Raw genomic sequence first — 12,757 nt, 5'->3', positions numbered from 1 at the left:
GGGGAGGTCCGCTGTGGACGAAGAATTGCCACGTTTCGAGGGTGGGCTGGTGGGCGCGTTCGTCGCCGTCCAGGTGGTGGTGCTGACGGCGTTGTCCGGCGGCTACGGCTTCCACCGCGACGAGCTGTACTTCGTCGCCGCGGGCGACCGGCTCGCCTGGGGTTACGTGGACCAGCCGCCGCTCACGCCGTGGCTGGCCAGGATCGCCACGGACGTGTTCGGCAGCGACCCCGCGGGCCTGCGTGTGATCGCGACGCTGGCGGGCGCGATGACGGTCGTGCTGGCCGCGTTCATCGCGAGGGAACTCGGCGGGGGCCGAGGGCCCCAGCTGCTCGCCGCCGCGACGACCGCGCTGTCCGCCTTCGTGCTGCTGATGTCGCACATGGTGTCGACCAACACCGTGGACATGGTCATCTGGCTGCTCATCGGCTTGCTGGCGATCCGGTTGCTGCGCACCGGCGACGGCCGCTGGTGGCTGCCGCTCGGGCTGGCGTCAGGAATCGGCCTGACGAACAAATGGCTGGTGCTCCTGCTGCTGTTCGCGCTCGGCATCGCGGTGCTGGCGGTGGGGCCGCGCTCGGTGTTCCGCAGCGCCTGGCTCGCCGCGGGCATGGGTATCGCGGTGGTGATCGCGGCCCCGTCGTTCATCTGGCAGGCAGTCCACGGCTTCCCGCTGCTCACGGTCGCGGAGGGCATCAGCCGCGACGACGGCACGGAGAACCGGCTGACCTTCGTGCCGCTGCAGCTGGTGTACCTGTCGCCCATGCTGGTGCCGGTGTGGCTCTCGGGCCTGGTCCGGCTGTGGCGCACGCCGAAGCTGCGCGCGGTCGCGCTGAGCTATCCCGTGCTGTGCGTGGTGTTGCTGCTGATCGGCGGAAAGCCGTACTACTCGGTGCCGCTGCTGATCCTGCTGACCGCGGCGGGCGCCGAACCCATCCTCGGCTGGATCGACCGCAGGTCCAGGGTGATCATCGCGGCGGTCTTGGCGGTGGCGGCTCTCCCGGGTTCGCTGCTGATCGGGTTGCCGATCGTCCCGGCGAGCTCCTTGGCAGGCCCGATCATGGCGCTGAACAAGGAGCAGGGGGAGCAGGTCGGCTGGCCGGGGTTCACGGCGACCGTCGCCCATGCCTGGGAGCAGATCCCGCCGGGTCAGCGGAGCGGCGCGGTCATCTTCACGTCGAACTACGGCCAGGCGGCCGCCGTCGAGCGTTACGGCGGCAATTTCGGCTTGCCGCAGCCGTACTCCGGCCACATGTCCTACTACGACTGGGGCCCGCCCTCGGACACGAAGACCGGCCCGGTGCTCCTGGTCGGCTTCGCGGAGGAAGCAGCGGCTCGCCGCGGTTTCCGTGACTGCCGCGTGGTCGCGGTCCACGACAACGGCCTGGGCTTGGACAACGACGAGCAGGGCACGCGCATCGCGTTGTGCGCCCGGCCGCCGAAACCGTGGTCGCAGGTGTGGCCGGACCTGCGCGTCTATTACTGAGCGTTCCGCCACTCGCGGCCGTCGATGGTGACACTTTTGCCGATGTCGACGCGGAGGGTCTGGCCTTCCCGCCATGGCAGGTTCGATCGCTCGATCATCGTGCAGCCTTCAGCGCAGCAGAACGGGCGTACCTCTATCCGCGCGGATGGTCACCACCGGATCGGCACGCTGACCGGACCCTGCAAGGTCAGGAACATCCGGCGCCAGCCGAGTTCCTCGACCGGCACGGCCAGCCGCAACCGCGGCGCGGCGTCGAGCAGCGCGGTGACACCGGCTTGAAGCACCAGCCGGGCCAGCGCCGCACCGAGGCAATGATGCGGCCCGTGTCCGAACGTGAGATGCCCTGGCGTCCGACCGAGATCGACCACGTCGGGCTCGGGGAACCGCCGCGTATCGTGATTGCCTGCCCGCAGCGCGGCGAGCACGAACTCGCCCGCGCGGATCGGCACTCCGCCGATGTCGGCGTCCTCGACGGCCACCCGCCCCTGATCGGCGGCCGAGCCCTGATCCTGGCGCAGGAGTTCCTCGACCAGCGCGGGCATCAAGCCGGGCTCGCGGGGGAGATCCGGTTCGACCGCCAGCCGCAACACGGCCTGCGCCAACGCGTTCGCGGGCGGCACGTACCCGGCGATCACGACCGCGAAGGCCAGCTGTGTGACCTCGTCCGCGCTCAACGCGTCGCCATCGTCGTCGCGCGCTTGGATCAACGCCGTCAGCAGGTCGTCGCCGGGTGCGTTCCGCTTCGCCTCGACCAGTTCCGCCAAGAAGCCGCCCAGCTTCTGTGCGGCTTCGGCCATTTCCTCGTAGTTCGGTGCGGTGAACACCGCGACGGTGCCATCCACCCAGGTCCGCAGGTCATCACGAGCCGAGACGGGCACACCGAGCAGCTCGTTCAGCACCGCGAGCACGAACGGGATCGCAAACCCCGCCAGCACATCCGCGGGCTGTCCCCGCCCGATCAGGTCGGCGGCCAGTTCTTTCGCGAGCTGTTCGATCCGCGGCCGCAGCAGCTCCACCCGCCGCGGGCTCAGCGCCTTCGCGGCGATGCGCCGCAACCGGGTGTGCTGAGGTCCGGTCATGGTGAAGAGCAGACCCCCGGCGCCGGTATCGGGCGTGCCGGGAAGCCACGGCCGGAACCGCTGGTCGGCCAGTAGCACGCGGATGTCGGCGTAGCGGGCAACGAGCCAAACCTCTTCACCGCTCGCGAGCCGCACCCGGCTGACGGGTTCCTCGTCCTGCCGTCTGGCGAATTCCGGCGGGCAGCGCATCGGCTCCGTGCCCGTGAACGGGTAGTCCATGTGATTCCCCCTAGTTCTTCGGTTTGGCCGTCGCCTCTTCGGCCAGTGAGCGCAACGGCATCAGCGCGGACTCCCCACTCACGCCCAACGCCCTCGCGGTCAGCAGCCGATACAGCTCGTCCGCTGCCTGAGCCAGCCTGGCCGCCCGGCCGGCGACCGCCTTGACGTCCGGATCGAGCTCGGCCAGTGCCACGGTGAGAATCTGCTCGGCATCGCGCTGCTGCCGTTGCGCCACAGCCGTGACCAGCCCCTCGACCGGTGTGATCAGCGTGCGCCGCCGATCCGCCGGGTCGGGTCGTGTCTCCACCGCGCCCTGTTCCCGCAGCTGCGCGACAGCGGCCGAGACGTGACTCTGTGCGAACCCGCTGCGCGCGGTCAGCTCGCTGATCGACAGCCCAGGCGCTTCGACGATCACCGAGATCAGCACAAGGAAGATCTCCGGCACCTCGGGATCGGCGTCATCGCGCATCCCGTGGGAGGCGAGCTCCATCAGGTGCTTCCCGAGCAGGTAAAGCTCACCGGCCTTCACATCGAAAACGATACATCAGAAACGATGCGTATTCGAGTCCCGGTCAGAGGTCCAGCGCTCCGGCGGCGTTGTCATCCCAGCGGTCAACACGCCGGATGTATTCGTAGAGCGCCCTGCTGCCCCGAACCCAGCGCCCCTGGTCGGCGATGGCCACATCATCGGCGCCTGCCCGGCGCGCCTCGGTGGCGAACCCCGACCGCAGCGAGTGCCCGGTGACCGCGTAGGGCAGGTTCGCGCGCTCGCCCGCGCGCGTGAGGATCTGATTGGTGCCCGTGGTGGTCAGCCCATACTCGGACAGATTCCCGTGCCGGTCGATCCGCCGGAACGCCGCGCCCTCGCTGATCCCGGCCGCCTCACGCCAGGCCCGCCACGCCCGCACCGGATCGGTGTCCACGTTGTCCCGCCGAGGGATCGCCATCTCACCGGTGCTCTTCCCGTGTCGGACGGTGACCTCGAGTCCGCGGCCATCGATCTGCTTGACGTCCGTGACCAGCAGATTCGCCAGGTCGGAGCATCGCGCCGCGATCGGGAACCCGATCAGCAACATCGCCCGATCGCGTCGCCCCGCCAGGGTTTCCGGGCACGCCCTCGACATCGCTCGCAGGTCGGCGAGCGTGACCATGGTGGCTTTGCCTCGCCCGATTTCGGTCCCCGCCTGCGCGAGCCGCCGACGGTAGCCCTTGAGTGCCTGCCACGCGGCCCGGCTCGCCTCGGGATCGACGTGCACGCGGTGGTCCCGCAGCCCGGCGATCGCCCCGGTCAGCCGCCGCTCGATCGTCGACGGCGCGGCGGGAGCGGCTCGCCACACCCCGGCTTGCCCGGCGCCAGGCTCGCTTGGTCGAAGCACCCGCCCCTGTTCCAGCCAGACGACGAAGCCGGTCAACGCCCCTGCCGTGCCCGACAGCAGCGGGATGCCGAGATCGGCCGTGTAGTCCTGCCAGATCTTCCAGTCCTGTGCGTAGGCCTTGAGCGTGTTCGCGGGCCGCTGGGTTTCGACGTACTGGGTGGCGGCCTCGTCGAGTCGCTCCAGCCGTTCCCGCGGCGTCAGGTCGGCGAACTGGGGGAGCGCGGCTTCGGTTCGCCGTTGCGGCGCGGCAACTCCTGTCGGCTCGGCCGGTGCTTCCCTACCCGCCGGTTCGGTCGCGGTGGGCAGCTCCCGTGTTTCGGACGACTCCCCTGCGCGAGGCGCCGCAGGCGCCCCGAGGGCAGCCACCCAGTTTTTCGACCCCTCTTGAAGCCCGGTGATCGCCCTCTCCTCCCGTCCGTCAACCCCTCCCCAAAGCTGTCCGATTTGCCCGGTAGCTCACTTGGGATATGTGACCTTATCACAAGCTAGATGCATCCTATGACTCAGATATTGATAGAAGAGATTCAATATTCTTCTAAAAATATCGTGATGGTAGGGTGGAAATCATGAACCCCACGCCCGAAACCGGCGATCTGGACGACCTGAGCCTGGACGGATTACCCCCGCTCCCGCCGAGGCCTGACGAAAACGGTGACGAAAGTCGGCGAACCTGTGGCTACCGACGCTGCGGGGCCGTGTTGCCGCAGGTCAGCGGACGGGGAAACCGGGCGAGGTTCTGTCAGGACGGGAAAAGCTGGGGCACACGGAACCTGACATGCCGGGACGCCGAGGCGGCGCTGGTCGATGTGGACTCGTTGCGGGAGGGGCCGGTCGCGCTCGACAGCGTCTCGGTCGAAGCGCTGGGTGCGCAGGTCACGCGAGCGGTGGAGCCGGCGCGGGAACTGGTCGAGGCGTTGGCCGGGATCGAACGGCAGCTGCGCACGACCGTCGCGGAGGCCTTGGCGGCCCGCGACTCGGCGGATGCCGACGCGACGGAACAGCGCAGGCTGCGCGGAATCGCCGAGGCGGCGGCGGCCGAGGCGCGCGACAAGGCCGATGACGCGTCAAGGCTTTCGCAGGCCGCGGTTCGTGATCGGGAGAACCAAAAGCGGCTGCGCGCTCAGGAGGAACGGTCGCGGATCGAAGCCGAGCAGGCGCAGTTGCGTGCGGAAGGCGCGACGGCGGCGATGCAGGACGAGCTGGCCCGGGCGACCGCGCGCGCGGAAGCCGCCGTCGGGCAGGTCGCGGAGTTGGACAGGACGCTCGCCGCGACCGTCGCGGAACTGGCCGCCGCGCGGGGTTCGCTTGAGGAGACGAAGGGGGCGCTGGGCGAACAGCGGGCTCGGGCGGAAGCGGCCGAGGAGCGAGGCGAGGCGTCGGCGCGGGAGGCGGCCAAACTGCGTGAGCAGGCCGAGGCGGCGGAGGCGAATCGTCGGCAGGAGCTGTCCGAGGCGCACGTGGCGGCCGAACAAGCGCGTGCGGAAACCGAGCGGGTCCGTGTGCAGGCCGAGGAAGTGCGAGGCAGGCTCGAACAGGAAGTGCGGGCGACGCGAACGGTGCAGGAGGGTGCGCTGGCGGAGTTGCGGGCCTCGATCAACTCGCTGAACCGGGATCTCGGGGCTGCCGAGCATGCCCGGCAGCTCGCCGAGGAGCGGGCGGAAGCCGCCGGAACGCGGTTCGCCGTCGTGCGCGACCTGGTGGCCGAACACGACGGCGAACTGTCCGAGACAGTGCGGGAGCTGTTACGTGGCGCGCTGGCTCCGTGAGTCGCTACTTGTTGGGGGCCAGGCAGTAGGTGGTGCCCGTGAGCGCGGACTGGATGCCCATCCAGATGACCTCGGTGGAGCCGGGGAAGTCCTTGCAGATCTTCTTCACCGAGTCCGTCGAGAACTGGGAGGTGCCGTCGATCTTGCCCGCGACCTTGTACTTGGCGCCGGAGTCGCAGGCTGCCACGACCGAGCCGCCTTCGCTCTTGTTCACGCAGTCGCCGACGACGGGCCTGCGCTTGCCAGGGTTCTTGAGGTCTTCCAGGCAGAGTGCCTTGGTGGTAGGCAGGACGCCGCCTGACTTCTTCCAGCTCAGCACGGTCGAGGACGTCGGCACCGAGGCGCAGGTGCTGCTGTCCGCTCCCATGATCGACGGGGCGTCTTCGATCGCGGCGACCTTGTAGTCGGCCTCGGGGCCGCACTCGATCTTCTTGACGTCCTCGGCGGTGGAGCCTTTGAGGCAGTCGCCGACCGCGGGCATGCGCTGGCCGGGGTTCTTGAGGTCCTCGAGGCAGAACACGGTGCCGGTGCCGCCGGACTTGCCGTACCAGTACATCGCGTCGGTGTTGGGGAAAGGCTCGCAGGCCGAGCTGGAGAACTTGACCGCGAACTCGTTCTGGTCCTTCACGACGCCGGAGACCTTGTAGTTGGCGTCAGGGCCGCAGTCGACGCTGGAGATGCTGTCGACGTTGTCAGTGTTGCCTTTGAGGCAGTCGCCGACGTTGTGGCTGGCGGAGGAGAACGAGCCGCCGTTGAACACGCGCACCGCGAGGACGATCAGGCCGATCACGATCGGCACGGCGAACCGCAGCAGGACCTTGAGACCCCGCTTCGGCTTGGCCGGCTGCGGCGGAAGGGGAGGCGCGGGCGGGAATTCCGGGAGCGCGGCGGGCGGAGGCGGCGGAAATTCGGGCTGGCCGGACTGCGGTGGCGTGGTCATAAGTGTTCCCCAGTGTGAAAGTCGATCGTGGTGCGCTCACTCTAGGTGATGACTTTCGTCTGGTATGCGCCGATTCCCGTACCGGGGCCGACATCACACTCACCAGGGCTTTTTCCGGCATGAGTAGCGGCTCGGATCCACGGGCTCGTGAGCGGTACGGCCGGTTAGAACCGGCCGTACCGCTCACGATTCAGCTGGTGATCGCGCCGAACCACGGCGCGTCATCTCCGCTCCGGGAATTCTCTGTACGCAGTACGGCGTTGTGTTACCCTGATTGTCGTACAACGTACAGAGTGAGGGGTTTCTGGGTGGGCAATCCCGAATACGCGGTCGTCACCGACGGGCTGCGGAAGAACTACGGCGACGCGGTCGCCTTGCGTGGGATCGATCTGGCGGTGCGGGCGGGCTCGGTGTGCGGGCTGCTCGGGCCGAACGGGGCTGGCAAGACCACGACGGTGCGGATTTTGAGCACCTTGTTGCGCTACGACGGCGGGCGAGCCGAGGTCGCCGGGTTCGATGTGGCGCGCCGGGGCGTCGATGTGCGCCGCAGCATCGGGCTGGTCGGGCAGCACGCGGCGGTGGACGAGGTGCTCAGCGGCAGGCAGAACCTGGTGATGTTCGGGCGGCTGCATCATCTGCGGCCACGCGCGGCGCGGCGGCGGGCGGACGAGTTGCTCGCCGAGTTCGGGCTCGACGAGGTGGGCGCGAAGCCGGTCAAGCAGTACTCCGGTGGGATGCGGCGGCGATTGGATCTCGCGGCGGGGTTGCTGCTCTCGCCCGCGGTGCTGTTCCTGGACGAGCCGACGACCGGGCTGGATCCGCGAGGGCGGGCGGAGGTGTGGGCGGCCGTGCGGTCACTGGTCGCCGCGGGCACGACCGTGCTGCTGACCACGCAATATCTGGAGGAGGCCGATCAGCTCGCTGACCGGATCGCGGTTGTCGACCGTGGCCTGGTCATCGCCGACGGGACGCCTGCCGAGCTCAAGTCGGCGCTCGGCGGTGACCGGATCGAGGTGGTGCTGCGCACGGGCGAGGACGCGTCGCGGGCGGCGAAGCTGATCGGGGCCGCGCTCGGCGTCGAGGTCGCGGCCGACGCCGAGACCTACCGGGTCAGTGTCGCGGTGACGAACCGGGTGCGGGCGCTGACCGAGGTGACCAGGGTGCTCGACGAGGCGGGGGTTCCCGCGGACGACATCGCGCTGCGGGGGCCGACCTTGGATGAGGTTTTCCTGCGCCTGACCGAGAAGGAGGACGCATGAGCGCGCTGCGCTGGGCTGTCGAGGACAGCTGGACGGTGACCCGGCGTTACCTCACCCATCTGGGGCGGCAGCCGGAGCAGATCGTGATGCTGGCGGCGTTCCCGATCCTGCTGGTGCTGATGTTCGGGTATCTGCTCGGTGGCGGGATGACGGTGCCGGGCGGTGGGAATTACCTGGAATTCCTGATGCCGGGAATGTTCGCGATGACGATGGGGTTCGGGATGGCGGCGACGATGATCGCCGTGCTCGACGACGCGTCGAAGGGGGTGACGGACCGGTTCCGGTCGCTGCCGATGGCGCCATCGGCGGTGCTGGTCGGGCGGAGCCTGGCGGACATGGTCAGCGCGGTGATCGCGCTGGCGGCGGTCGTCGGGAGTGGGTTCGCCGTGGGGTGGCGGCCGCATGGCGGTCTCGGCGCGACGCTGGGGGCGTTCGGGTTGCTGCTCCTGCTGCGGTTCTCGCTGCTGTGGGTGGGGATCTACCTGGGGTTGAGGATCAGGACGCCGTCGTCGGTGACGCTGGTGCAGACGCTGGAGTTCCCGTTCGGGTTCCTGTCAGGGGTGTTCGTCGCGACGAGCACGATGCCGGCGTGGCTGGGCGCGATCGCGGACTGGAATCCGCTGTCGTCGACGGCGGCCGCGGCGCGGGAACTGTTCGGCAATCCTGGCTGGGGCGGGGATTCGTGGATCACCGGGCACAGCGTGCTGATGGCGGCGGTGTGGCCGCTGGTGATCCTGGCGGTGTTCTTCCCGCTGTCCGTGCGCGCCTATCGCGGGCTCGGGGCGTAACGATCTTCGGGTGCCGGACGACAAGCCAGTATCGTACTTAGTACAGAGTTAGGGGTGTGGGTGACTTCTCCCGAATACGCGGTCGTGTTCGAAGCGGGAGATCCGCCGAGGTCGGGGCGGATGGCGTTCTGGTCGCCCGGCGGTGGCGAGCTGCCGCCGGGCGAGGCGGGGTCAGTGAGCGTGATGTTTCCCGAGGGCGCGCGGACCGTGCCTTCGGTGCGGCTGGGTGTCGACGCGGCCGCGCCGATGCTGTACGCGGCGCGGGATCGGGCCGGGGCGCATCGCTCGGTGGTGTTCTGGGGTGCCGTGGTCGAGTCGGCGTGGCAGCTGGCCGCGCGCGGGCGGTTGCTGCCGGGGGTTTCGCCGGACGGGTTCGACGCGTGGCGTGCCGGTCCGCTCGACGCTGAGGAGGCGAATCATCTGCGTGCGCTGGGCGAGGCGATGCCGCCGGAGGCCAGAGCCGTCACGCCGGACGGGCTGCTCGCCGACGCGCATGGTCTGACCAGGGATTTCGTGGACGCGGTCGTGGACGGGCTGCCGAGGACGCCGGCGGCCGTGCGGTTGGCGGGCGCGCCGGCGTTCGCGGCGAAGGCGCCGCAACGGGTTCCGGAACTGCGGGGCTGGGCCGACGAGGTCGCGGCCGGTATCGACGCCGGGGTACGGCTGTCGCTGCGCGTTGAAGGGGACTTCGAGGACGCGGTGTTCCGGGCGGTACTTCAAGTGCACAGCCTCGCCGATCCGGCGCAGGTCAGCGACGCGGCCGAGCTGTGGGCGGACGGTTCCGGGCCGAGGGCGCGGATCGACACGCTGCTCGCGGTGCGGCGGGCGGCGCGGGTGTGGCCGTTGCTGGAGCAGCTGCTGCACACCGCTGTGCCCGACGCGGTCCGGCTCACCGACGCCGATCTCGACGAGCTGCTCGGGTCGGTGCTGCCGCGGCTGGCGGCGATCGGGGTCGAGGTGCACTGGCCCAAGGAGCTCGAGCTCGGGCTGACCGCACGAGCTGTCGTGAACTCCGGCGAGCCTGCCGGCGAGTCGTTCTTCGGGGCGGACACACTGTTCGGGTTCGACTGGCAGCTCGCGCTCGGCGACGGCGCGTTGACCGAGGCGGAGATGGATCAGCTGGCCGAATCGCATCGGCCGGTGGTGCGCCTGCGCGGGCGGTGGCTGCTGCTCGACCCGGCGCTGGCGCGCAAGGCCCGTGACCGCGCGCTCAAGCCACTCACCCCGATCGACGCGCTCGGCGCGGCGCTGACCGGGACAGCGGATGTCGAGGGCGAGCGGGTCGACGTCGTGTCGGACGGCTGGCTGGAGGCGTTGCGCGCACGGCTGACGGAAGCGCCCGAACCGGCGCCGCAGCCTGCCGCGCTCGCCGCGACGTTGCGGGATTACCAGCTGCGCGGGCTGAACTGGCTCGACCGGATGACTTCGCTCGGGCTGGGTGGCTGTCTCGCCGACGACATGGGGCTGGGCAAGACGATCACCTTGATCGCGCTGCACCTGCACCGGGCGTCCGTGACGCCGGGGCCGACGCTGGTCGTCTGCCCGGCGTCGCTGCTGGGCAACTGGGAACGCGAGATCCGCCGGTTCGCGCCGGGCGCCGAGGTACGGCGGTTCCACGGCGGTGAGCGGTCGCTCGAGGACGTGAGCGACGGGTTCGTGCTGACCACGTACGGGACGATGCGGCTCGACGCCGACCGGCTCTCGGGCCCGCGGTGGGGGCTGCTGGTGGCCGATGAGGCGCAGCACGTCAAGAACGCGCGGTCCGGCACGGCGAAGGCGTTGCGGCGGATCCCGGCGCAGGCGCGGATCGCGTTGACGGGCACGCCGGTGGAGAACAACCTCTCGGAGCTGTGGGCGTTGCTGGATTGGACCACGCCGGGGCTGCTGGGCTCGCTCGGGTCGTTCCTGACTCGCTGGTCGGATGATCTCGACGGGCTGTCGCGGCTGGTGCGGCCGTTTCTGTTGCGGCGTAAGAAGAGCGACCCCGGTATCGCACCCGAGCTGCCGCCGAAGACGGAGACGGACCGGCCGGTCGGGCTCACCAAGGAGCAGGCCGGACTGTACGAGGCGGTCGTGCGCGAGACGCTGGCGCGGATCGCCGAAAGCGACGGGATGGCACGGCGCGGGCTGGTGATGAAGCTGTTCACCGGGCTCAAGCAGATCTGCAACCACCCCGCGCAGTACCTCAAGGACGGCGGGCACGCGGCCGAGCGGTCGGGGAAGCTCGAGCTGCTCGACGAGCTGCTGGACACGATCCTCGCCGAGGACGGCGCGGTGCTGGTGTTCACGCAATACGTGGCGATGGCGCGGATCATCGAGAGCCATCTCGCCGCACGCGGGATCAGCACGCAGCTGCTGCACGGTGGCACTCCGGTGCCGAAGCGGGAGGAGCTGGTGCGCCGGTTCCAGGCCGGTGAGGCGCCGGTGTTCCTGTTGTCGCTCAAGGCGGCGGGCACCGGGCTGAACCTGACACGGGCCGATCACGTCGTGCACTTCGACCGCTGGTGGAACCCGGCGGTGGAGGACCAGGCGACCGACCGGGCCTACCGGATCGGGCAGACGCGCCCGGTGCAGGTGCACCGGCTGATCGCCGAGGGCACCGTCGAGGACGGGATCGGGGCGATGCTGCGGAGCAAGCGCGCGCTCGCCGACGCCGTGCTGGCCTCGGGTGAGGCGGCACTGACCGAACTGACCGACGCCGAACTGGCCGAGCTCGTGGAGTTGCGATGAACGATCGGGTACGGGGTTTCCCGGCTTTCGGGGTGGTCAAGCGCCGCGCGGGACGGTTCGCGCGGTCCTGGTGGGGCCAGGCGTGGATCAAGGCGATGGAGGACAGCGCGCTCGCACTGGAACCGCTCAAGCGAGGCAGGCGGTTCGCCTACGCGGGGCGGGTCGGCACGATCACGGTCAGCCCCGGGCGGCTGAGCGCGACCGTCGACGGCAGCCCGGACGGGCTGTTCCAGACCCGGGTGACACTGGCACGGCTCAGCGACGCCGACTGGGAACGGTTCCTCGACCGGGTCGCGGCGCGCGCGTCACATCTGGCGGCGTTGCTGGACAAGGACATGCCACAGGATCTGGTGTCGGCGGCGGAGGACGCCGGTGTCGAGCTGCTGCCGGGGATCGGCGACCTGGAGCCGGAGTGTGACTGCCCCGGCTGGGAGTTGCCGTGCGAGCACGCGGCGGCGCTGTGTTATCAGGTGTCGTGGCTGCTGGACGCGGATCCGTTCGTGTTGCTGCTGCTGCGCGGGCGTGGTGAGCGTGAGCTGCTGGACGCGCTGAACCTGCGCAACGCGCCGCCGGTGGAACGTCGCGGGGTGAGCGGCGCGGCGGCGTACGCGCGGGAGCTGCCGCCGTTGCCCGAGCCGCTGGGCGCGGGGGTGTTCGCGCCGGTGGAGTTGCCTCCCGGGCCTGAGGTGGCGCCGTTGGCGGCCAACGCGGCCGAGCAGGCGCGGCGGTTGCTGGCGGGGGAGCCCGCGCTGGATCTGCGGCAGGACACGGTGCGGCTGGCGGCGTCGGACGCGGGGTTGCGTGCGCGGTACCCGGAGCTGGGCCGGGCCGCGGCGGCGTGGTCGAACGGCGGGCTGGCGGCGTTGAAGACGCTGGAATCGCCGTGGACCCCGCCGAAGCAGGCACACGCCCGTGCCATGGCCGCGCTGGAGGCGGCCTGCGATGGCGATGTCGTCGAGGTCGCGCGGAACTGGTTCACGGTGCCGGACCGGGACCTGCAGCTGCGGCTGGGCCGTGACGAGCGCTGGTATCCCTACCGCGACCAGCACGGCGAGTGGTGGCCTGCGGGTCCGCCCGCCGACCTGCCCACTCTCCTCGCGACCTACGGCTAAAA

Annotated in this window: 10 protein-coding genes; 6 read left to right on the top strand and 4 right to left on the bottom strand. The window is 70.1% G+C overall.

The annotated features are described in order from the left end of the window. The first annotated feature begins 13 nt into the window (after positions 1 to 13). Complete coding sequence (locus tag ACFV15_RS06820; protein WP_378349187.1) at positions 14 to 1,486, top strand: glycosyltransferase family 39 protein; 1,473 nt, start codon at positions 14 to 16, stop codon at positions 1,484 to 1,486. 149 nt (positions 1,487 to 1,635) lie between these two features. Here ACFV15_RS06820 and ACFV15_RS06815 read toward each other — a convergent pair whose 3' ends face one another. From ACFV15_RS06815 to ACFV15_RS06805, 3 genes are read right to left on the bottom strand one after another with little or no spacing between them, the layout of a single operon-like run. Continuing rightward, positions 1,636 to 2,784 (bottom strand): cytochrome P450, encoded by a 1,149-nt coding sequence (locus ACFV15_RS06815; RefSeq protein ID WP_378349186.1) that lies wholly within the window; start codon positions 2,782 to 2,784, stop codon positions 1,636 to 1,638. Positions 2,785 to 2,794: 10 nt separating this feature from the next. Beyond that, positions 2,795 to 3,313, bottom strand: a complete 519-nt coding sequence (locus ACFV15_RS06810) for a MarR family winged helix-turn-helix transcriptional regulator (protein ID WP_378349185.1) — start codon at positions 3,311 to 3,313, stop codon at positions 2,795 to 2,797. Positions 3,314 to 3,356: 43 nt separating this feature from the next. Next, positions 3,357 to 4,526: a site-specific integrase gene (locus ACFV15_RS06805; protein WP_378349184.1), complete on the bottom strand. Its 1,170-nt coding sequence runs from the start codon at positions 4,524 to 4,526 to the stop codon at positions 3,357 to 3,359. Positions 4,527 to 4,726: 200 nt separating this feature from the next. On the opposite strand from ACFV15_RS06805, the gene ACFV15_RS06800 reads away from it, so the two are divergent. Next, positions 4,727 to 5,926: a hypothetical protein gene (locus ACFV15_RS06800; protein WP_378349182.1), complete on the top strand. Its 1,200-nt coding sequence runs from the start codon at positions 4,727 to 4,729 to the stop codon at positions 5,924 to 5,926. A gap of 4 nt (positions 5,927 to 5,930) precedes the next feature. Here ACFV15_RS06800 and ACFV15_RS06795 read toward each other — a convergent pair whose 3' ends face one another. Beyond that, the gene (locus tag ACFV15_RS06795; protein WP_378349181.1) at positions 5,931 to 6,866 is read right to left on the bottom strand and encodes a hypothetical protein; all 936 of its coding nucleotides are present in this window, start codon (positions 6,864 to 6,866) and stop codon (positions 5,931 to 5,933) included. A gap of 308 nt (positions 6,867 to 7,174) precedes the next feature. Here ACFV15_RS06795 and ACFV15_RS06790 point away from each other — a divergent pair, with 308 nt between their 5' ends. From ACFV15_RS06790 to ACFV15_RS06775, 4 genes are all read left to right on the top strand, one after another. Next, on the top strand, positions 7,175 to 8,125 hold the full coding sequence (locus ACFV15_RS06790; protein WP_378349180.1) for an ATP-binding cassette domain-containing protein: 951 nt from the start codon (positions 7,175 to 7,177) through the stop codon (positions 8,123 to 8,125). A 5-nt stretch (positions 8,126 to 8,130) separates the two neighbouring features. After that, positions 8,131 to 8,913, top strand: a complete 783-nt coding sequence (locus ACFV15_RS06785; RefSeq protein WP_378349287.1) for an ABC transporter permease — start codon at positions 8,131 to 8,133, stop codon at positions 8,911 to 8,913. A gap of 120 nt (positions 8,914 to 9,033) precedes the next feature. Beyond that, positions 9,034 to 11,643, top strand: a complete 2,610-nt coding sequence (locus ACFV15_RS06780; protein WP_378349286.1) for a DEAD/DEAH box helicase — start codon at positions 9,034 to 9,036, stop codon at positions 11,641 to 11,643. Beyond that, positions 11,640 to 12,755, top strand: coding sequence for an SWIM zinc finger family protein (locus ACFV15_RS06775; protein WP_378349179.1), 1,116 nt, complete (start codon positions 11,640 to 11,642; stop codon positions 12,753 to 12,755). The genes ACFV15_RS06780 and ACFV15_RS06775 overlap by 4 nt, the downstream gene beginning before the upstream one ends. Positions 12,756 to 12,757 lie beyond the last annotated feature (2 nt).

This window comes from Amycolatopsis sp. NPDC059657, from assembly GCF_042734395.1.
Classification (GTDB): Bacteria; Actinomycetota; Actinomycetes; order Mycobacteriales; family Pseudonocardiaceae; genus Amycolatopsis.
The sequence above is the reverse complement of the archived record's forward strand: the minus strand, read 5'-3'. Positions and strand labels throughout refer to the sequence as shown.